The sequence below is a fragment of the Modicisalibacter xianhensis genome (assembly GCF_900113605.1).
GTDB lineage: Bacteria > Pseudomonadota > Gammaproteobacteria > Pseudomonadales > Halomonadaceae > Modicisalibacter > Modicisalibacter xianhensis.
Genome location: NZ_FOPY01000009.1, coordinates 169,934 through 190,222, shown reverse-complemented (window position 1 = coordinate 190,222; position 20,289 = coordinate 169,934). Strand labels below are relative to the sequence as shown.

17 protein-coding genes are annotated in these 20,289 nt (G+C 60.5%); 2 read left to right on the top strand and 15 right to left on the bottom strand.

What is annotated here, in order from left to right:
- Positions 1-35: 35 nt before the first annotated feature.
- From mazG to cysM, 4 genes are read right to left on the bottom strand one after another with little or no spacing between them, the layout of a single operon-like run.
- Positions 36-878 carry a nucleoside triphosphate pyrophosphohydrolase gene (gene mazG, locus BM194_RS12695; RefSeq protein WP_092847270.1) on the bottom strand — a complete coding sequence of 281 codons (843 nt, stop codon included), beginning with the start codon at positions 876-878 and terminating at the stop codon, positions 36-38.
- On the bottom strand, positions 875-3,136 hold the full coding sequence (gene relA / locus BM194_RS12690) for a GTP diphosphokinase (protein ID WP_092847269.1): 2,262 nt from the start codon (positions 3,134-3,136) through the stop codon (positions 875-877). Before relA ends, mazG begins: the two co-directional genes overlap by 4 nt.
- Before the next feature lie 51 nt (positions 3,137-3,187).
- A complete protein-coding gene (rlmD, locus tag BM194_RS12685) occupies positions 3,188-4,552 on the bottom strand; it encodes a 23S rRNA (uracil(1939)-C(5))-methyltransferase RlmD (RefSeq protein WP_092847268.1) in 1,365 nt (454 codons plus the stop codon).
- A 3-nt stretch (positions 4,553-4,555) separates the two neighbouring features.
- The gene (gene cysM, locus BM194_RS12680) at positions 4,556-5,452 is read right to left on the bottom strand and encodes a cysteine synthase CysM (protein ID WP_092847266.1); all 897 of its coding nucleotides are present in this window, start codon (positions 5,450-5,452) and stop codon (positions 4,556-4,558) included.
- Between the two features lie 156 nt (positions 5,453-5,608).
- Here cysM and BM194_RS12675 point away from each other — a divergent pair, with 156 nt between their 5' ends.
- On the top strand, positions 5,609-8,314 hold the full coding sequence (locus BM194_RS12675) for an ATP-binding protein (RefSeq protein WP_244890957.1): 2,706 nt from the start codon (positions 5,609-5,611) through the stop codon (positions 8,312-8,314).
- Between the two features lie 4 nt (positions 8,315-8,318).
- Here BM194_RS12675 and pdxJ read toward each other — a convergent pair whose 3' ends face one another.
- From pdxJ to rpoE, 11 genes are all read right to left on the bottom strand, one after another.
- On the bottom strand, positions 8,319-9,119 hold the full coding sequence (pdxJ, locus tag BM194_RS12670; protein ID WP_092847265.1) for a pyridoxine 5'-phosphate synthase: 801 nt from the start codon (positions 9,117-9,119) through the stop codon (positions 8,319-8,321).
- Between the two features lie 31 nt (positions 9,120-9,150).
- Positions 9,151-9,855, bottom strand: coding sequence for a DNA repair protein RecO (recO, locus tag BM194_RS12665; RefSeq protein WP_092847264.1), 705 nt, complete (start codon positions 9,853-9,855; stop codon positions 9,151-9,153).
- Between the two features lie 6 nt (positions 9,856-9,861).
- On the bottom strand, positions 9,862-10,761 hold the full coding sequence (era, locus tag BM194_RS12660) for a GTPase Era (RefSeq protein ID WP_092847263.1): 900 nt from the start codon (positions 10,759-10,761) through the stop codon (positions 9,862-9,864).
- Entirely contained in the window at positions 10,758-11,447 is a 690-nt protein-coding gene (gene rnc / locus BM194_RS12655) for a ribonuclease III (RefSeq protein ID WP_092847261.1), read from the bottom strand. The genes era and rnc overlap by 4 nt, the downstream gene beginning before the upstream one ends.
- 52 nt (positions 11,448-11,499) lie before the next feature.
- Positions 11,500-12,303, bottom strand: coding sequence for a signal peptidase I (gene lepB, locus BM194_RS12650; protein ID WP_092847260.1), 804 nt, complete (start codon positions 12,301-12,303; stop codon positions 11,500-11,502).
- A gap of 14 nt (positions 12,304-12,317) precedes the next feature.
- Positions 12,318-14,135, bottom strand: a complete 1,818-nt coding sequence (lepA, locus tag BM194_RS12645; RefSeq protein ID WP_092847259.1) for a translation elongation factor 4 — start codon at positions 14,133-14,135, stop codon at positions 12,318-12,320.
- Between the two features lie 174 nt (positions 14,136-14,309).
- On the bottom strand, positions 14,310-15,731 hold the full coding sequence (locus BM194_RS12640; protein WP_092847258.1) for a DegQ family serine endoprotease: 1,422 nt from the start codon (positions 15,729-15,731) through the stop codon (positions 14,310-14,312).
- Positions 15,732-15,882: 151 nt separating this feature from the next.
- Positions 15,883-16,344, bottom strand: a complete 462-nt coding sequence (locus BM194_RS12635; RefSeq protein ID WP_092847257.1) for a SoxR reducing system RseC family protein — start codon at positions 16,342-16,344, stop codon at positions 15,883-15,885.
- 8 nt (positions 16,345-16,352) lie between these two features.
- Positions 16,353-17,336, bottom strand: a complete 984-nt coding sequence (locus BM194_RS12630) for a MucB/RseB C-terminal domain-containing protein (RefSeq protein WP_092847256.1) — start codon at positions 17,334-17,336, stop codon at positions 16,353-16,355.
- The gene (locus BM194_RS12625; RefSeq protein WP_092847313.1) at positions 17,336-18,034 is read right to left on the bottom strand and encodes a sigma-E factor negative regulatory protein; all 699 of its coding nucleotides are present in this window, start codon (positions 18,032-18,034) and stop codon (positions 17,336-17,338) included. Before BM194_RS12625 ends, BM194_RS12630 begins: the two co-directional genes overlap by 1 nt.
- A gap of 191 nt (positions 18,035-18,225) precedes the next feature.
- Positions 18,226-18,831 carry an RNA polymerase sigma factor RpoE gene (gene rpoE, locus BM194_RS12620; RefSeq protein WP_092847254.1) on the bottom strand — a complete coding sequence of 202 codons (606 nt, stop codon included), beginning with the start codon at positions 18,829-18,831 and terminating at the stop codon, positions 18,226-18,228.
- Between the two features lie 287 nt (positions 18,832-19,118).
- Here rpoE and BM194_RS12615 point away from each other — a divergent pair, with 287 nt between their 5' ends.
- Complete coding sequence (locus BM194_RS12615; protein WP_092847253.1) at positions 19,119-20,198, top strand: 3-deoxy-7-phosphoheptulonate synthase; 1,080 nt, start codon at positions 19,119-19,121, stop codon at positions 20,196-20,198.
- Positions 20,199-20,289: the final 91 nt, after the last annotated feature.

Genomic DNA, 20,289 nt, shown 5'->3' with positions numbered 1-20,289 from the left:
TTCACGGGTCGTCATGCCGCTGTGTTCCGGAATGATCAAGAATCTTGCGGATATCGTTCCAGGCGCTTGGCGTCGTTCCAGTAGCCATCCATCTCTTCCAGGCTGGCATCGTCAGGGGTGCGCCCCGACTGGGCCAGGGCCGTTTCCACATGTCGGAAGCGACGCTCGAACTTGGCGTTGGTCGCTCGCAGGGCCTGTTCCGGATCGGCCTTGAGCCGTCGCGCGAGGTTGACCACGGCAAACAGCAAATCGCCGACTTCCTCGCGGGCATGGGCGTCGTCCCCAGCCACGAGCGCCTCTTCGACCTCGTCGAGTTCCTCGCGAATCTTGTCCAGCACGCCGCGCGCATCAGGCCAGTCGAAACCGACCCTCGACGCCCGCTTGGTCAACTTGGCAGCTCGCGACAGCGCCGGCAGGGCCCGGGGAATGTCGTCAAGCACCGAAACCGCCTGCCGCGACTGGCGCTCTTCGGCCTTGAGCGCCTCCCACCGGGAGTTCACCTGGGCGGTCTCGACCTGGGTAGCGTCGATGCCCTGACGTCGCGACAACAGGGTACCCTCGGGAAACACGTGCGGATGACGTGCAATCATCTTGGCCGTCAGGGTATCGACCACGTCATGAAAGTCGAAGCGTCCCTCCTCGCTGGCAAACTGACTGTAATACACGACCTGGAACAGCAAGTCGCCCAACTCACCGGGCAGTTCGTCGTAGGCCCGCCGTTCGATGGCATCCGCCACCTCGTAGGCTTCTTCCAGCGTATGCGGGACGATGGAATCCCAGTCCTGCTTCAGGTCCCATGGACAGCCTTGCCCAGGGTCGCGCAGTACCGCCATCAGGGTCAGCAGGTCCTGCAGGGAGTGGCGTGGCGTATCGGTCATGAGGCAGCCTTCTTCTTCACGCCACTGCGCAGGCGCTTGACATCGATGATGTTGGGCAACTGCTGGATACGCGAGAAGATCCGCCCCAGCGACTCCAGCCCGTCGACTTCCAGCGTGATCTTCAGGCGGGCGATATTGTCCGAGGTGTTGGTCGCTGTATTGACGGCCAGCACGTTGACCCGCTCGTGACTGAGCACATTGGTGACATCACGCAGCAGGCCCGAACGATCCCATGCCTCGATCTCGATATCGACCGGGTATTGAGTGCGCGCCTGGGTACCCCACTCGACATCGACGATGCGTCGTGGCTCCTCGGCGCGCAATTGCAGGATATTGGGACAATCCTGGCGATGGATGGTCACGCCACGCCCTTGGGTGATATAGCCGACGATCTGATCACCGGGCACCGGATGGCAGCAGTTGGCCATTGCGGTCTTGAGGTTGCCCACGCCCAACACGGTGATGCCGTCGTCCCGGGTCTTGCCGGTGCGCCGGGGCTTGGTCAGCAGGCGGTCGAGCTGATCCTCGTCCTCGGTATCGCCGAAAAGTTGCTGAGCCTGGTGAAGCACCTGACCGATGCGCAGGTCACCTGCCCCGATGGCAGCGTACATGTCGTCGGGCGACGGGTAGTTGACCGACTTGGCCAGTGTGGCGAGGTCGAAGCCTTCGAGATCCAGGCGACGAAATTCCCTTTCGAACAGGCTGCGGCCTTCCTCGAGGTTCTGGTCCCTGGCCTGATGCTTGAACCAGGCCTGGATCTTGGATCGCGCACGCGAGGTCTTGACGAAACCCAACGATGGGTTGAGCCAGTCTCGGCTGGGGCCACCCTTGGTAGCGGTCAGAATCTCGACCTGTTGACCGGTCTTGAGCTTGTAGGTCAGCGGGACGATGCGGCCATTGATCTTGGCCCCACGGCAGCGGTGACCGATCTCGGTATGTACCCGGTAGGCGAAATCGATCGGCGTGGCGATCCGCGGCAAGTCGATGACATGACCGTCGGGCGTGAAGACATAGATCCGGTCCGGCGCCACATCGCTGGAAAGCCCTTCCTTGAGATCGCCCAGGTCACCCACTTCGTCCTGCCATTCGAGGACTTGGCGCAGCCAGGCAATCTTTTCCTCGTAGCCACGGCTCTTGGCGTTGATATCGTGTCCCTTGTAGCGCCAATGTGCGCAGACACCCAGTTCCGCCTCTTCATGCATGCCAAAGGTACGAATCTGAATTTCCAGCACTTTGTTCTCGGGGCCGATCAGTGCCGTATGTAGGGATTGGTAGCCGTTCTTCTTGGGGTTGGCGATATAGTCGTCGAACTCATTGGGCACATGCCGCCACTGCGAATGCACGATGCCCAGTGCGGTGTAGCAGTCGGTGACTTCGGGGACGAGGATACGCACGGCACGCACATCGTAGACCTGCGAGAAGTCGATGCGCTTGCGCTTCATCTTGCGCCAGATGGAATAGATGTGCTTGGCCCGGCCATCGACCTGATAGCGCGAGATGCCATGCTCCTCGAGTAAGTGCTCCAGCCGGGAGACGACATCCTGGATGTAGTGGTCGCGGTCCAGCCGTTTCTCGGCCAGCAGCTTGGCGATGGACTTGTAATCGTCCTCATGCAGATAGCGAAACGACAGGTCTTCCAGTTCCCACTTCAACTGGCCGATACCGAGACGATGCGCCAGCGGCGCATAGATGTCGAAGACTTCCCGGGCCACGCGCAGGCGTTTGTCACGAGGCGCCTCGCGAACCTGACGCAAGGCACAGGTCCGCTCAGCAATCTTGATCAGTGCGACACGCACGTCATCGATCATGGTGACCAGCATCTTGCGCAGGTTGTCCTGCTGGTTGTGCTGGGTCATGCCGTGACTGGGTGCCTGCTGCTGACTGATGGCGGCCATGTTGAGGACACCCTCGATGAGCCGGGCCACCCCCGCCCCGAAGCGCTTTTCTATAGCCTCGAGGGTGATCCTTCCCTCGCGCACGGCGCGATAGAGGACGGCAGCTTCCAGCGCCTCCTGATCCAGCTTGAGTTCACTGAGAATATCGGCCATCTCCAGGCCGGTTCGGAAACTGGAACCATCCTCGAGCCAAGCCTTGTGGGGCTTTTCCGCCTCGTTTGCCAGGCGTTCGGCGAGCTCGCATGCCGAGCGCATTTCGTCGACGTCGCGCAGCGCGACATCGTCCTGCAAACGCGCGAGCCAAACCCCGATATCGACACTGCCGTTGGCGGCCAGTGGCTGGTCTTCACGAACCTTGACCATGTTATTGGACCCCTCCTGTTCCCGACCATCCTGGCAGGAACATCACAAACCCTACCCACGCTCGAACAAGAGCATGGACTCAAGATGTGCCGTCTGGGCGAACATGTCGGCGACGGCAGCATGCGTGATACGGTATCCGGCATGCACAAGATGTGCCGCATCGCGAGCCAGCGTCGCTGGATCGCAGGACACATAGAGAATGCGCGATACCGGTTCCTGCCCTAGCGCGCGGCAAACTGCCTCGGCACCGTCGCGTGGCGGATCGAGCACCACGAGGTCAGGCAACGGTTGAAGTCCCGGCGCCTGCCCCAGATCGGCCTGCCTCGCTTCAACATTATGCAAATCGTTGCCCTGCGCGTTGTCCTTGAGGCGCGTCACCATGTCGGGACTGCCCTCGATGCCGATGACCTGCGCCACATGAGGCGCCAGCGCCAGCGTAAAGTTCCCCACGCCGGCAAACAGGTCGAGCACCCGGTCACTGCCTGCCGGCTGCAACCAGTCGAGCGCCAGCGACACCATTTGCTGGTTGACCTCGGCATTGACCTGCAGGAAGTCACCAGGCAGGAAGGACAGCCGCAGGGAATGTCCATTGCTTTTGAGGGTATAGCTCAGGTCAGGCGCTTTTCCGAACCACTCGAGCCGAGGCTCATTGCGTCCGACCAGTCGCGCCAGGCCGACCTCCTGCTCAGTGGCCCATGCCTGCCACCGCTGCCAGTCTGCAGGATCGTCTCGTAACTGACGAATGACGACTGCCGCCTGCCGGTCGCTGGCGACCAATTCCACATGCCCGACCAGGCGTGGCGACTGAAGCCGCTCCAGACACTCGCGTAGCGCAGGCAGCAGCGCTTCCAGCACGGGCACCAGAATCGGACAGGAGTCGATGTCGACGAGATGGTGGCTACTGCGTTCGCGGAACCCCACATGCACCCGGCCTTGCGCATCGACCTTGACGCCGATACGTGCGCGTCGACGATAGCCCTGACCCGCACCCGACAGCAGGCGGGGCTCGCCGGGCAACGACAGTCCCTGCCGCGCCAACTGCTCGATCAGCACCTGGGATTTGTGATGCCGCTGTGCGTCGAGTGCCAGGTGCTGCAGGTCGCAGCCTCCACAGCGTTCGTAATGTGGACAGAAGGCGTCGACGCGCTCGGAGGACGTGACCCGCCATGCCCGGACATGGCCTTCGTCATAACGCTTACGGCTGCGGTGGATTGCGACATCCACCCGCTCGCCGGGTAACGCACGGTCGATGAACAGCGTCTTGCCTTCGGCATTACGGGCAACGCCACGGCCATCATGCGCCAGACGGACCACCTCGATGCCTGGGCTATCATCTGTGGACGAAGCCACAGGGGAGGATTGCCGTCGCGGCGCCACTTTCCGGGCGGACGGGCGTCGCTTTCCCAACATGGCCATGATTCAGAGATCCGGGGCAAAGAGGCCGGTGGACAGGTAACGGTCCCCGCGATCGCATACGATGAACACGATCACAGCATTCTCGACCTGCTCGGCAATTCGCAGCGCCCCGGCAAGGGCGCCGCCGGAAGAGACACCCGCCAGGATGCCTTCTTCCCTGGCCAGGCGGCGCATGTGCTCCTCGGCCTCATGCTGGCCGATGTCGAGTACGCTATCCACCCGGCTGGCGTCGAAGATGCTCGGAAGGTACGCCTCAGGCCAACGGCGAATACCCGCGATGCTGGCCCCATCCTCAGGCTGCAGGCCAACGATTTGAATGGCCGGGTTGCGCTCCTTGAGATATTGGGATACGCCCATGATCGTCCCGGTCGTGCCCATCGAGCTGACGAAATGGGTAATGCTGCCTTCGGTCTGTTGCCATAGCTCGGGCCCGGTGGTGCGATAGTGCGCCATGGGGTTGTCCGGATTGGCGAACTGATTGAGCGGCTTGCCTTCGCCACGGTCGATCATCGATTGGGCGAGGTCGCGCGCCCCTTCCATCCCCTGCTGCTTGGTCACGGTGATCAATTCGGCACCATAGGCTGCCATGGCCTGCTTACGCTCGCTCGAGGCGTTATCGGGCATGATCAGCACCATCCGATACCCCTTGATGGCGGCCGCCATGGCCAGGGCGATCCCGGTATTGCCCGACGTTGCCTCGATCAGGGTATCGCCCGGTGCGATTTCCCCGCGTGCCTCGGCCTGGCCGATCATCGACAGCGCCGGCCGATCCTTGACCGAGCCGGCCGGGTTGTTGCCCTCGAGCTTGGCCAGCAGGGTGTTGTTGCGGCCGGCACCGATACGCTGCAGGCGCACCAATGGCGTATTACCGACGACATCCTCGAGTGTGGGAAACTGCATGGGCTTATCCTTACTAGCCGAGAGACAATGCCTCGCGAACGACAGCGACTGGGCGAAAATTCTTGGCCAACATTATATCCATGCCACCCCGCACTGGACAGGCAGGCTTGAACTCTGTGGCATACTGACGGCTGATTTGATTTCGCTGGACGCTACATGGCCTTGAAAAACCGCCTGTTCGCACTGACGCTGGGTGTCCCGTTACTGTTGACCCTGATGTATACCGGTTACCTGCTGGTTCAGGACAGCCAGCAACGCTTCGACATGTTGCAGACGCGCATGGAAGAGGCCGTCGACCTTCTTTCCCCCTCGTTGCTCGGGGCGCTCAATACCGGGGACCGTGCCCGGCTCGATGACCTGGCGCAACGGATTCTGGACCTGCAGGGCGTCCAGTCGGTCACGTTGAGGTTGAGCTCCGGCGATCCCCTGTTGCACATGGGGTCCACCCAATCAGTTCCGACTCTGCCCTTGCCCAGCCAGACGACCCTGACCGAGCAAGCGCAGCATTGGCGCATGATCAAGCCACTTCCGGTGGTCACGCCCCAAGGCGGTTCACGGGGTGTACGCAGCAACCAGTACTGGATGGACCTGGCCATCAGCGATAGCGAACTGGAGCTGATGACCTATCGCCAGTTGACCAGCCACGCCCTGGCCTGGGCTTGCATGGCCCTGATCCTGCTGGCCCTGGCCTATGTCATTCAACGCCGGTTCTTCCCGGTATTGGCTGCCCAGCGCGATGCACTGATCCGGCTAAATACCGGCGATTACGAATATCGGCTCCCCGCGCGAGGCCCCCACGAACTGGCTCCCTTGACCCAGGCCATCAATGCCATAGGTCAGCACCTGCTCAACAGCCGCAACAACATGCGCCAACAGATCGAGCAGACCACTGCCGATCTTCAGGAGTCGATGGAAACCATCGAAATACAGAATATCGAACTCGACATGGCCCGGCGTCGGGCGCAGCAGGCCAACCGCATCAAGTCGGAGTTCCTGGCCAACATGAGTCACGAGATCCGCACTCCCCTGAACGGCATCATCGGTTTCTGCCGCTTGCTCGGACGCAGCCAGCTCGATACCCGTCAGCGCGACTGGCTCGGGCATGTGGAAACGGCGTCGGACAACTTGCTTTCGTTGATCAACGATATCCTCGATTTCTCCAAGATCGAGGCCGGCAAGCTCGAATTGGAGTCGGTGCCTATCGACATGGTTTCGATGGTGGACGAAGTCTTGACGCTCCAGGCGCCTTCGTCCCAACAGAAGGACCTGCAACTGCTTGGACTGGTCTACGACGACGTGCCTGCCGAAATCATCGGCGACCCCCTGCGTATCAAGCAGGTGCTCACCAATCTGGTGCACAACGCCGTGAAATTCACTGAAGCTGGCGAAGTCATCGTGCGTGTTCTCGTCGAAGAATCGGACGGAGGCGAGCCCATGCTGGGCGTCAAGGTCAGCGATACGGGAATCGGGCTTTCCGCCGAGCTTCAGCAGCGACTATTCCAGCCCTTCAGTCAGGTATCGACGGCCCGCACTCGCCATCACGGCGGATCGGGCCTGGGCCTGATGATCTGCAAGCAGCTCGTCGAACAAATGGGAGGGCAGATCGTCGTCTCCAGCCGCCCCGGCCAGGGTAGCGAGTTCAGTTTCACGTTGCCGCTGCGGTTGGGCGGCGCCGGTCAGATGGAACGTCATCCGGAGATGCAACTGGACGCCCCACACGTGGCCATCTACGAGCCGCATGATGCGACACGCCGCGCCCTGACCCATCTCTTCGAATCCTGGGGAGCCAGAGTACATGTCATTGGCGGCAGCCATGGCCTGGAGCCGGCCCACTTCGACCTGATGATCGTGGGGCTGCGTCGCGAGGAGCTACGAGGCGAGGCCCTGCAAAGCTGGAACGATTGCCTGTCGGGCGTGGAATGCCCGGTTCTGGCCCTGGTCAATACCAACCCCTACGATGTCACCGAACTGCACTTGCCGCCGGACAGCGATATCCTGTCCAAGCCAATCGCACGCGGAAAACTTGCGGATAGCGTCCGACGCTTGTTCGGCAAGGTCGAAGCCAGTGTTTCCGAAGACGAACCGCAGGCCGCCGACACATACCGTGCTCGCCACCATAGCGTGATGGTGGTCGATGACATCCTCTCCAACCGATTGCTGGTCAAGGAACTGCTCGACCAAGCGGGAGTGGAATGCCTGCTTGCTGCCAGTGGCGAGGAAGCGCTGGCGCTCGCCCATGAACATTCTGTCGGCCTCGTGCTCATGGACATTCGCATGCCTGGCATGAGTGGTGTCGAGGCCATGCAGTCCTTGCGCCGCCTGGGAGGCAGTTGGGCAAGCTGCCCTTATATCGCTTTGACGGCCCATGCCCTGGAGGAAGAGACACGCCAGCTGCTGGATGCTGGCATGCAGGAAGTCCTGACCAAGCCACTCGAGGAGCACTCCCTGGCCAAGGTACTGGAAACGTATCTGGATATCCGGCTGAAGCTGCGCACGAAACACGAGCGGCACACCACGGAAGACGAACTGCCGGTAGTGGACATGGAGTTAGGCCGGGCGATGGCCGGCGGCAACCCGAACCTGGCCAAGGATACCCTGAAGCTGCTGCTCGACAGCCTGGACGGCAGCGAGAAGACCCTACGCCAGACCTATGCCCAGCACGACGAGGAAGCGTTTCTCGACGCCGTGCACTACTTGAACGGCGCATGTCGCTATTCCGGCGTGCCACAACTGGCCCTGCTTTGCGAAACGCTGGAGACCCGGCTGCGCACGCAGGGGATGGCAGAGGTCGGCGATATGCTTGAGGCGGTGTTCGTGGCCATGCAGCGCCTGCGTGACTGGCAGGCACTGCAGACCCGCTGACGTATCAGTGACAGCAGCCACTACCCTCGTCATGTTCGTGGTCGTGGCTTTCCAGCGACGCGACGAAGCCGGCCTCCTGGCCGGCAATCACCAGTCGCTTCATTTCGGCGACAGCGTCTTTCAAGCCGACAAACAAGGCGCGGGCAATGATCGCATGGCCAATGTTCAATTCGTTCAGGCCGGGGATTGCCGCAATGGCCTCGACATTGTGGTAATGCAGCCCATGGCCGGCATTGACGGTCAGCCCCAGTTCATTGGCCAGTTCCGCGGCTGCGGCGATGCGTTCATATTCGACGCGCATCGTGTCCCCGGCCGCTTCCGCATAGGCGCCGGTATGCAATTCGATGGTCGGCGCACCCACCTCGAGGGCGGCACGAATCTGGTCGGGATCGGGGTCGATGAACAGCGAGACATCGCAACCGACCGCGGCAAGCCTACGACAGGCCTCGGCAATTCGCTCGCGCCCGCCAAGGACATCCAGCCCACCCTCGGTCGTCAGTTCTTCGCGCTTCTCGGGCACCAGGCAGACATGTGCAGGTTTCACCCGCTCCGCCAGGGCGATCATTTCTTCAGTGACGGCCATTTCCAGATTCATGCGCGTATTCAGCACGTCGGCAAGAATGAAAATGTCGCGATCCTGGATATGCCGACGGTCTTCCCGTAGATGTACGGTGATTCCGTCCGCGCCGGCCTCCTCGGCCAACAGGGCAGCCTGAACGGGATCGGGATAACGGGTTCCCCTGGCCTGACGCAGGGTGGCGATATGATCGATGTTGACGCCCAGCAGTATACGCGGAGGATTCATGTGCAACTCCATGCAATCGATAGAAAGTCGGTCAGGAAGGTCGTCGGCGGGCTGCCAGTTGCTTCATCAGTTCCCGCGAGCGCAGCGGCTTGTCACCCAGCAGAGGGGACAGGGCTGCGCGAGTCAATACCTTGGCGACGCCAGCCAATCCAGGCTGGGTCCAACTGCCTTGGGACAACAGGCGCAGAGTGCGGCCATCGATACCCACCTGCCCTTCCGACGCTAATGCGAATCGGCGATAACCGGCACGATAGACATAGCGCCCCTGCGGGTCCAGCTCGCGATCCTCGAGATCGCGAAAAACGGGGTCTGCATCCAGTGCGTCGAGCACTGCAAGCTCAAGCCGCCGCAGACCCGGCGCACGACGCTCCGGTACGGGCAACGACTCCAGCAGCGACGTATAGAAGGCAAACACCTCGGGAACGGGAAATTCCACCGGCAACACGCGGCTCAACAGCTCATTGGCATACAGACCGCACAGCAGGCCTTCTCCAGCCAACAGCGCCGACGCGCCTCGCGATTCCATGAGGCGCAGGCGCTTGAGATCGTTGGTTCCGGTCCAGGTCACATGCAAGGGAGCAAAAGGCTGCAACCGTGAGCGACTCTTGCTTCCTGCACGCTGCACGCCTTGAGCGATGGCACGCACGCGCCCATGATCGAGCGTGATCAACTCGACCAGCGCGCTGGTTTCACGATAAGGACGTTTGTGAAGCAGATACGCCGGTTGCGGCTGCATGCGGGGTCACTCGAGGTCGTAACCGAGGCTTTTCAGGGCACGGTCATCATCGGACCAGCCACGCTTGACCTTGACCCACAGGTTGAGCATGACCTTCGCGCCGAAGGCCTTCTCCATGTCGAGACGGGCTTCACGGCCAATTTTCTTGATCCGCTCGCCATTTTCACCGATCAGAATCTTCTTCTGACCGGGGCGCTCGACCAGCATCAACGCACTGATGTGTATGACCCTGCCTTCATCGCGAAACTCCTCGATTTCCACCGTCATCTGGTAAGGCAACTCATCACCGAGCTGGCGCATGACCTTTTCGCGCACCAGCTCGGCGGCCAGAAAACGCTGGCTGCGGTCGGTGATCTGGTCATCGGGAAAATAATGAATGCTCTCGGGCAAGTACTTGGCGACCTCAGCTTCCAGTTCGGGCACATTGGTGCCGTGCTTGGCGGAGATCGGCAGGATGGCGGCAAAGCCCCGCTTGGCCTGCAGTTGGTCGAGCCAGGGCAAGAGATCCTGCTTGTTTTCGATCCAGTCGACCTTGTTGACGGCCAGGATGACCGGTGCCTCGACATGGGTCAGCTTGTCGAGGACGATGTCGTCTTCCTGTGTCCAGCGCGTCCGGTCGACCAGGAAAACCACACAATCCACATCACGCAGGGCCTGGGTCGCAGCCTGGTTCATGAAGCGGTTGATCGCCTTGTTGCGATCCTTGCTCTGGAGGTGCATTCCCGGCGTATCGACATAGATGAACTGGGCTTCGCCTTCGGTCTTGATACCCATGACCTGATGTCGCGTCGTCTGCGGCCGCCGGGAGGTGATGGATATCTTCTGACCGAGGATTCGGTTCATCAAGGTCGACTTGCCGACATTGGGCCGGCCGACAATCGCCACGAAACCACATGTCTGGGTCATGCGCGACCTCCTTTCGGTTCGAGCAGGGACAGCGCTTTTTCGGCCGCTTCCTGCTCGGCATGGCGACGACTGGTGCCGATGCCGATGGTGTGCTTGTCGATCATGTCGACGTGGCATTCGACGGTAAACGTCTGGGCATGAGCCTCGCCCTCCACACTCGTCACCTCATAACGCGGCAATGCCGCTTGGCGCGACTGAAGGAATTCCTGCAAGCGAGTCTTGGGATCCTTCTGGGTATCCTGCAGGTCGATCGACTCGAGCCGCGTGCCGTACCAGGACAGAACCCGCGCCTTGGCGACGTCCATGCCGGCATCCAGGTAGATCGCCCCGATCAGGGCTTCGACGGCATCCGCGAGGATCGAGTCGCGCCGAAAGCCGCCGCTTTTCATTTCCCCCGACCCGAGACGCAACTGTTCGCCGACGGAGAATTCCCGAGCCAGCTCCGCCAGGGTCTGGCCTTTCACCAGCCGTGCGCGAAGGCGCGACAATTGCCCCTCCCGAGCCTGGGGAAAGCGTTGGAAAAGGGCTTCGCCAATGACGAAGTTGACGATGGAATCGCCCAGAAACTCCAGCCTTTCGTTGTTGTCTCCACCATAGCTGCGGTGGGTCAATGCCAGCTCCAACAAGGAAAGATCGCGAAAGGAATGGCCGATCCGTCGGCTGAAGGCTTGATGAGAGGTACTCACGAAACACCTGCTTTATCGATTGGCTTGGGCATGCCGGATATCCCCGGCCGGTTCATTCGATGGCGCGTACCGTCGAGAAGCTGGGCAGGCCGCCATCCCAGTGCATCCATACGGCGAAAGCCTTGCCGACAATGTTCTCTTGCGGGACGAAGCCCCAGTAGCGGCTGTCATTCGAATGATCACGGTTGTCGCCCATCATGAAATAGTGCCCCTCGGGAACGACCAGCTCACGCACTTGCGGGCCCGGGTCCCGGGGATTGTTGTAGAGGCCATGAACGTGCTCGCCCAGTTTCTCCTCGAACAGCAACTCTCCCGGAGCCTCCTCGGGTGTTGCATCGAGCAGTTGCTTGGGCACGGGCTCACCGTTCACATAGAGCTGCTTGTCCTCATAGCGGATATGATCGCCGGGCAGGCCGACCACTCGCTTGATGAAGTTGACCGAGGGCTCCTCCGGGAAACGGAATACCATGACGTCACCCCGCTCGGGCTCGCCCAGATCGACGATCTCGGTATGCAACACCGGTAGGCGCAAACCATAGGTGAACTTGTTGACCAGAATGAAATCGCCCACTTTCAATGTCGGCCGCATCGAGCCCGAGGGAATCTGGAACGGCTCTATCACGAAACTCCGCAGCACCAGAACCACGAGCAGCACGGGAAAGAAGGAGCGCGCATAGTCGACCGGCCAAGGCTCCTTGGCCAACTTGCGGCGCGCCTGGGGCTCCAATGGCGCTCCCGCACTCGCCTCGGCAGTAGCCAACCTTGCTTGACGATGACGCCGCCACCAAACCGCATCCAACAGCCAGACCAACCCCGTGACGGCGACAGCCACCACCAAAAGCAGCGAAAAATCCATGAGTCTCGTATGTCCTAGTCGTTCACCTTGAGCACGGCAAGGAAGGCGTCCTGAGGAATCTCCACTCTACCGACCTGCTTCATGCGCTTCTTGCCCGCTTTCTGCTTTTCGAGAAGCTTCTTCTTGCGCGTGACATCGCCGCCGTAGCACTTGGCCGTGACGTTCTTGCGCAGCGCCTTGACGGTCGACCGGGCCACGACCTGGCCACCGATAGCGGCCTGGATGGCAACGTCGAACATCTGGCGGGGAATCAGCTCTTTCATCTTTTCGACCAGGATACGCCCACGTCCATGGGCATGATCGCGATGGATGATGGCAGCCAGCGCGTCAACCTTGTCGCCGTTGATCAACACGTCCAGACGTACCAGCTTGGCTGCCTGGAAACGTTCGAAACTGTAATCGAGGGAGGCATAGCCACGCGAGATCGACTTCAGGCGATCGAAGAAGTCCATGACGACCTCGCTCATCGGCAGTTCATAGGTGAGCTGGATCTGATTGCCCAGGAACTGCATGTCGAGCTGAACGCCGCGCCGCTGTTCGCACTCGGCAATGACATTGCCCACGAACTCCTGTGGCACGAGGATGCTCGCACGCACGATGGGCTCGCGCATCTCGTCGACATTGGCCATGTCGGGCAACTTGGACGGGTTGGAAACGTAGCGGATCTCGTCATTGTCCATGACGAGCTCATAGACCACCGTCGGTGCCGTGGTAAGGAGGTCAAGGTCATATTCGCGCTCGAGCCGCTCCTGGATGATTTCCATGTGCAGCGTTCCGAGGAAGCCCACACGGAAACCGAAGCCGAGCGCATCGGAATTTTCCGGCTCGTAGTCCAGCGAGGCATCGTTGAGCGCCAGTTTCTCCAGTGCGTCACGGAAATCTTCGTAGTCGTCGGCGCTGACCGGGAACATGCCGGCGTAAACCTGTGGCTTGACCTTCTGAAAGCCGGGCAGTCGAGGCACATCGGGCGTCTTGGCATGGGTAATGGTATCCCCGACCGGCGCACCATGAATGTCCTTGATACCGGCCACCACGAAGCCAACCTCACCTGCACGCAGAATGCCGGTCTGATGGCGCTTGGGGGTGAAGATACCCACCTCGGTGACATCCCAGTCGCGACCGGTGGACTTCATGCGGATCTTGTCGCCTTTCTTCAGCGTGCCGTCGAAGATACGCACCAGCGACACGACGCCGAGGTAGTTGTCGAACCAGGAGTCGACGATCAATGCCTGAAGTGGGCCATCGACATCACCCTTGGGGGGCGGAATGTCGCGCACCAGCCTCTCGAGCAATCCCTCCATGCCAATTCCCGTCTTGGCCGAGACCTGACAGGCATCCACGGCATCAAGGCCGATGATTTCTTCAATTTCCTGGGCAACGCGATCCGGATCGGCCTGTGGCAGGTCGATCTTGTTGAGCACCGGCAGGACTTCCAGGTTCTGGGCAATCGCCGTATAGCAGTTGGCGACCGACTGAGCCTCGACGCCCTGGGCCGCATCGACGACCAGCAATGCCCCCTCGCAAGCATAAAGCGAGCGCGAGACCTCATAGGAGAAGTCGACATGCCCGGGGGTATCGATGAAATTGAGCTGGTAGATTTCGCCGTTCTCGGCCTTGTAGTCGAGTGTGACCGACTGGGCCTTGATAGTGATGCCCCTTTCGCGCTCGATATCCATCGAGTCGAGCACCTGCTCTTTCAATTCGCGCTCTGTCAAGCCACCGCATATCTGTATGATGCGATCAGCCAACGTCGACTTACCATGATCGATGTGCGCGATGATCGAGAAGTTTCGAATGTGCTTGATGCGACCGGGACTTGCCTTGTCTGTCATTTAACCTATATCCGCCATACTGGTTGCGCGCCCTTGTCCAGGCGCAACGGGCAAATTTGCGGCCATTGTACCGACAAGCCGGCACCAAGGACAGCAAGCCTGCCCGCCTGATGCCCAAACGACGACGGGGCCGTCGGGCCCCGTCGCAATTCCTGATACAGCGTCTTGCCGCGCTTACTCGTCGTTGCCCAGGCGCAGGGCAACGAACAGTGAGCGACCGTCACGATACAGGCGCAACGGCACGGCACGATTGCCTTCCACCTGACCAATCACTTCGGCCAGTTGCTCGGGAGAGTCGATGTCCTGCTGATCCAGCGACACGATAATGTCTCCCGCACTGACACCCGCCTTGGCCGCGACACCGGCCGGATCGACCTGAACCACGCGCACCCCGGACTCGAGATCGAGACGCTCAAGCTGTTCCTTTTCCAGTGCCGCTACTGTTACACCCAGGCGAGACTGGGGATCCTGCCCAGCACCGGAGGTACCAGCTTGGGCTTCTTGAGGCCAGTCACCCACGGTGACGGTCTCGTCGACACGCTCGCCATTGCGCAGCACCTCGAGCTCGACCTTGCTACCCGGGCTGGCACGGCCGATCAGGCGCGGCAACGTTGTGGAACGGTCGACTTCCTCCCCGTTCACCGACAGGATAATGTCCCCGGCCTTGAGTCCAGCATCGGCGGCCGGTGTGTCGGGAGCGACTTCCGCAATCAAGGCCCCCTTGGCACCATCCAGGCCAAAGGACTCCGCCAGATCACGCGATACCGGCTGGATCACCACACCCAACCAACCACGGCTGACGCGACCTTCCGAACGCAACTGGTCGGCAATGTCCATGGCTACATTGATAGGAATGGCGAAGGACAAGCCCATGAACCCGCCGCTGCGGGTGAAGATCTGCGAGTTGATGCCGACCACCTGGCCATCGAGGTTGAATAGCGGACCGCCGGAGTTGCCCGGGTTGATCGCTACATCAGTCTGGATGAAAGGCACATAGGCATCGCTTGGCAGGGTGCGATCGATGGCACTGACGATACCGGACGTGACCGAATGGTCGAAACCGAACGGGGAGCCAATAGCTGCAACCCACTCACCTACCTCGAGCTGATTGGAATCACCGATATTGAGCGTTGGCAAATCCTTGGCATCCACCTTCAGCAAAGCAACATCGGTCTTGGCATCGGAACCGACCACCTCGGCATTGAGTTCACGCCGGTCATTGAGACGGACAACCACTTCATCGGCCCCATCGACCACATGCGCGTTGGTCAGGATGTAGCCCTCCTTGTCGATGATGAAGCCGGAGCCCAGCGAATGGCGCTCTTCCGAGCCGCCAGGAATGCCACCCTGCCCGAAGGGAATCTGATCACCGAAGAAGTGGCGGAAGATTTCAGGGATTTCCTGCCCCTGTGGACCGGAGAACGGCATGCTACGACGCTCGACCTGACGTGTCGTGGAAATATTGACCACCCCCGGCGCCGCCTGCTTGACCAACTCGGTAAAATCGGGCAACTCCCGAGCCTGCGCGGCCTGCATACCGAGCGTAGCGACCAGCAGCAACAGCCACACGGAGAATTGTCGTTTAATGCGTTGCATTGGGTACTCCCGCTTCGTGCTCTTGAGCTTAAGCAAATTACAGCCTTGTCATTGTCAGAGGGTTAGCGGGTCGAAGTGGCCCGCTGACCCTCGGAACGCAAAATTTGATAGCAAGGCAAGGGAAGAGTTTCATCGCGAGGACAAAAATCGTTCACAACCGCGAGATGGCAGACGCCTGCACCAGCAATTGAGGGCCATGTCGGCGACGCCAGCGCCAGCCATGCCAACGCGATACGCCAACACCAACGATCAAGCCAGCGACAAACATCATTGGCACGACGACATGCCCTGGCGCAGCCAACGATTCGGCAACGCTTCCGGCCACCACGGCAAAAAGCAGTGGCCAGGCATAGGCAACGAGAGCAGCACTAAGGAGGCTCCGGGCAGGTATCCTGAGACGTACGCTGTCCCCCACCTGGAACCCTTGGGAAGTGACAACCTTCAGCCGAGGACGAGCCCTCCAGCGAGCGAGCAGCCCCGAGCCGCAGGAACCGCGTGCGGCACAACCATGGCACCCTGCCTGTTCCTGCGTTTCGACCCAGACTCCACCGGGGAAGACATCTACCACACGAGCCGAGGCCTCCAGCCAGTCAGCATCCGCTGCTTGTCGCATGGCAGGTATCACGACGAGGAAGAGGCAGTACGACCGGCATCCGGCTGGTACTGTAGTTCCGCAGCCACACGTACCAACACCTGAGGCGGCAACTCGCCCATCACGACGATCTGCATCAGGCGACCGTCAAGCGGTAGATGGCGAACGGCAGCATAGGAAATACCGAGCCGATGCAGCCCAGGCCGCAGCGCCGGGGAATTACCGGCCAAGGGCTCGATGAACAAGCTGAAACTCGACAGGCCGTCACTGTACAACCGATGCGACAAGGCACTCCCCGGCGCATCGCTGGGGTCAGGCAGCGGTACCGACTGGTATCCCGACGGAACCCAGCCAGGCTGCCATGGCCCCTCGGGACGGGAATCCAGCGTTGCGAAGGATACAGCCTGATCGTAGAGCGAGGGGTCGACCAGCTCGGTCATCTGGAAGGTTTCCAGTATACGACCGTCGACGTCGAGGAGTACCTGTTTCAGTGGAAGCCCCGTCTGGGTATCTAGCCACAGGCGATGGCCATAGCGGAGATTGTCCAACGGCTCGACATCCAGACGAACACTGCGGCGTCCGGCAATGCGCTCTTCGCCACCCAGTGTCAAGCGGTAATACTGAGGGATACTCCCTGCGTCCAATGAGGGAGCAATCGACCTTGCATCCCCGCTGACGCCCTGACCCTCGACGATCTTGCCGTGTCGCTCGTAGACCACAGGAGGACCGTCGAGGTAGCTGGCTACCTCCCGCACGACACCATCGCGGATGTCATGTGACAACGCCAGTGTTCGCACGCCTTCACGGCTGATACGAACGGCTCGCGCCTGAAAGATGTAGCAATGCCCCGCCAACATGCTCCGCTCGAGCCATTCAGTCGCCGTTGCGGGTATCGGCATCTCGGCCATCTGACGACATTCGAATCCCTTGCCGGATTCGGCGCTAGCCACGCCAGGGAACCAGGACAGGGAGAGAGCAGCGACCGTACAGGCAACGAAACGTGACCTGACCATCAACGAGTACTCAGCGATTCCTGTGCAGAGGCGCGCAGCAACGGCATCCAGGCCTCGCCGGAACGATAGGCAGCACTATCGGCATGCCGATCCAGATAGGACTGCAACAGCCGGGCCTGCTCGAGGTCGGCACGCTGCGACTGACGCTGGTTCGGTGACATGAACAACGGCATGTTACCGCCATTGGCTCCTACGGACATCAACCCATCGCCCAGCATCGGCGAGGTCTGGAACAGGGGGGAGCCGACGGGCATCGCCAGTGATTCATTGGTCATGGGAGGTGACGAGGCAGGCATAGTTGCCGTGCTGCCGGCATTGCCACCCGCTACCTCGGCAGGCTCGCCAGCACCGAAGCCGTTATAGAATTGGACACCGGTGATGACCATCAGAGACACAGCTGCAGCAACCGCTGCACTGCCAGCGAAAGAAAATGAGCCATGGCGACGCGTCTGCGAGGGGGCGGCGGCAGCGTACGGAACCGGCTCGTCCTGGATGCGAGCCATGATACCCGCCGAAAGGTCGGTACTGACGTCGATCTCGCGGTCACGCTGCATGAGGCTGCGGGCCAGGTGGTAACGGCGCCATCGCTCAGCGGCGTCAGGCGAATCGTCGAGTACCTTGAGCACGCGTCGCAATTCGAGTTCATCGCCTTCGTTGTCCATCAACGCGGACAGCGATTCGCGCAGATTGTCCTTCATCCTCACACCCTCATACTCGCCAATGCGATTGGTCGGAATGCTCCGATCCATTATTATCAGCCTGTTACGAATCATGCCCTGGCATTCAGGGATGCCGGCATCATCTCCCCCGCACCCTTGGGGCGCGAACACCCATTGAGACGCTACAGGCGCCCGACAGTTCAGTCGTTTCACGAAAAAAGTTTTCAGCATCATTCCTGCATCAGGTCTTTCGTGCGTGCGGTGCCTACATAGGGCTGGATATGCTTGTCCACGGCTTCACGGGCGCGAAATATGCGTGAGCGAACCGTCCCCACGGGACATTGCATGATGTTGGCGATGTCTTCATATGACAGGCCGTCGAGTTCACGCAGCGTGATTGCCGTGCGCAGATCCTCAGGCAGGTTTTCCAGCGCCTCGAAAACGGCCGCTTCGAGCTGGTCGCGCGACACCGAGGCTTCGGGCGTTTCGATATCCGCCAAACGGCCACTCTGATCGACGATCTCGGCATCCCCGATATCCAGGTCACTTCCAGGAGGGCGGCGTCCCTTGGAAACGAGATAATTCTTTGCCGTGTTGATGGCAATCCGATACATCCAGGTATAAAAGGCGCTTTCCGAGCGGAACTTGTCCAGTGCCCGATAGGCCTTGATGAAGGCTTCCTGAGCGACATCCTGCACTTCGGCATGATCATGCACATAGCGCCCGATCAGGCCTATGATCTTGTGCTGATATTTCTTGACCAGCAGGTCGAATGCCCGCGTATCCCCTTGCTGGGCCCGTTCGACAAGCTGCTGATCGGTTTCCCTGTTGCCCATTCACTCTCTCCCCTTGCGGGACGGACGGGGCGCATGCGCGGTACAGGCAAGACCGTTCGCGAGTGACGGGGTTCGATTCAGGATCATGGAGTCGGTCTGTGGCCCCGTGCTAATCATCGATAACACAAGTGTTCCTGTTTATTGAAATTCCTTCAAGCTTGGCGACATTGCCTATCCTGCAGGATGCCTCCCCATCGCCTTTCGTGCCATCGGCATTGATTTTTCATTGGCCAACGCGCGATAGTAGACAATATTCCCTTCCAGCGCGAACAGTTACAGGTAGCTGAATGTCAGAACAGCAGGTTAACAACATCAACGTCCTGGCGCAGGACGTCTTGATCACACCAGAGGCCTTGAAGCAGGAGATCCCCCTGTCCGAGGCAGCGGAAAGAACGGTCATTGAAGGCCGAGAGACCATTCAGCGCATTCTCGATGGCGATGATCCCCGCCTGGTCGTGGTGGTCGGCCCCTGTTCGATTCATGACGTGGACGCTGCCAAGGATTATGCCCGTCGCCTGAAAAAACTGGCTGACGAGGTCAAGGACTCGCTGTATGTCGTCATGCGCGTCTACTTCGAGAAGCCACGCACCACTGTCGGCTGGAAAGGGCTGATCAACGACCCGCATATCAACGACTCCTTCGAGATCGAGGAAGGCCTGCACATCGCGCGCAGCTTGCTGGTGGAACTGGCCGAGATGGGGCTGCCATTGGCTACCGAAGCCCTCGACCCGATTTCCCCGCAATATCTTCAGGACTGCATCAGTTGGTCGGCCATCGGCGCACGCACTACCGAGTCCCAGACCCATCGGGAGATGGCCTCTGGCCTGTCCTCCCCTGTCGGCTTCAAGAACGGCACCGATGGCAGCCTGGATGTCGCTGTCAACGCCCTTCAGTCCGTTGCCCATCCGCACAATTTCCTGGGCATCGACCAAGCTGGCAAGGTCGCCATCATCCGCACGCGGGGCAATGCCTACGGCCACGTGGTACTGCGTGGCGGTAATGGAAAACCCAACTATGACAGCGTCAGCGTGGCCCTTGCAGAGCAGGAGCTTACCAAGGCCGGCGTCAGCGCCAACATCATGATTGACTGCTCACATGCGAATTCCAACAAGGATCCCGCACTGCAGCCACTGGTCATGGAAAACGTCACGAATCAGATTCTCGAGGGCAACCGCTCCATCATGGGACTGATGGTCGAATCGCATCTTGGCTGGGGCAATCAGAAGATTCCCGAGGATCGCAGCCAACTGAAGTATGGCGTCTCGATCACCGACGCCTGCATCGACTGGGACACGACATTGGAGGCCTTTCACAAGATGTCCGAGAAGCTCAAGCCAGTGCTGGCCCAGCGTCGCTGCGCGGCATAGCGCAACTACCGTCTCACCGACGTCAATTAGCCCTCCAGAAGCCTGCCTTGTCCGGCAGGCTTTCTTGACTCGGCCAGAATAGCGACAACTT

What these genes read in the sequence shown, in the direction of transcription:
- BM194_RS12675 (WP_244890957.1), top strand. Translation starts at nt 5,609, where the DNA reads ATGGCCTTGAAAAACCGCCTGTTCGCACTGACGCTGGGTGTCCCGTTA.
- relA (WP_092847269.1), bottom strand. Translation starts at nt 3,136, where the DNA reads ATGGTCAAGGTTCGTGAAGACCAGCCACTGGCCGCCAACGGCAGTGTC.
- BM194_RS12640 (WP_092847258.1), bottom strand. Translation starts at nt 15,731, where the DNA reads ATGCAACGCATTAAACGACAATTCTCCGTGTGGCTGTTGCTGCTGGTC.
- mazG (WP_092847270.1), bottom strand. Translation starts at nt 878, where the DNA reads ATGACCGATACGCCACGCCACTCCCTGCAGGACCTGCTGACCCTGATG.
- BM194_RS12615 (WP_092847253.1), top strand. Translation starts at nt 19,119, where the DNA reads ATGTCAGAACAGCAGGTTAACAACATCAACGTCCTGGCGCAGGACGTC.
- pdxJ (WP_092847265.1), bottom strand. Translation starts at nt 9,119, where the DNA reads ATGAATCCTCCGCGTATACTGCTGGGCGTCAACATCGATCATATCGCC.
- lepA (WP_092847259.1), bottom strand. Translation starts at nt 14,135, where the DNA reads ATGACAGACAAGGCAAGTCCCGGTCGCATCAAGCACATTCGAAACTTC.
- BM194_RS12630 (WP_092847256.1), bottom strand. Translation starts at nt 17,336, where the DNA reads ATGGTCAGGTCACGTTTCGTTGCCTGTACGGTCGCTGCTCTCTCCCTG.
- rpoE (WP_092847254.1), bottom strand. Translation starts at nt 18,831, where the DNA reads ATGGGCAACAGGGAAACCGATCAGCAGCTTGTCGAACGGGCCCAGCAA.
- recO (WP_092847264.1), bottom strand. Translation starts at nt 9,855, where the DNA reads ATGCAGCCGCAACCGGCGTATCTGCTTCACAAACGTCCTTATCGTGAA.
- BM194_RS12625 (WP_092847313.1), bottom strand. Translation starts at nt 18,034, where the DNA reads ATGAAGGACAATCTGCGCGAATCGCTGTCCGCGTTGATGGACAACGAA.
- rlmD (WP_092847268.1), bottom strand. Translation starts at nt 4,552, where the DNA reads ATGGCCATGTTGGGAAAGCGACGCCCGTCCGCCCGGAAAGTGGCGCCG.
- lepB (WP_092847260.1), bottom strand. Translation starts at nt 12,303, where the DNA reads ATGGATTTTTCGCTGCTTTTGGTGGTGGCTGTCGCCGTCACGGGGTTG.
- BM194_RS12635 (WP_092847257.1), bottom strand. Translation starts at nt 16,344, where the DNA reads ATGCGACAAGCAGCGGATGCTGACTGGCTGGAGGCCTCGGCTCGTGTG.
- cysM (WP_092847266.1), bottom strand. Translation starts at nt 5,452, where the DNA reads ATGCAGTTTCCCACACTCGAGGATGTCGTCGGTAATACGCCATTGGTG.
- era (WP_092847263.1), bottom strand. Translation starts at nt 10,761, where the DNA reads ATGACCCAGACATGTGGTTTCGTGGCGATTGTCGGCCGGCCCAATGTC.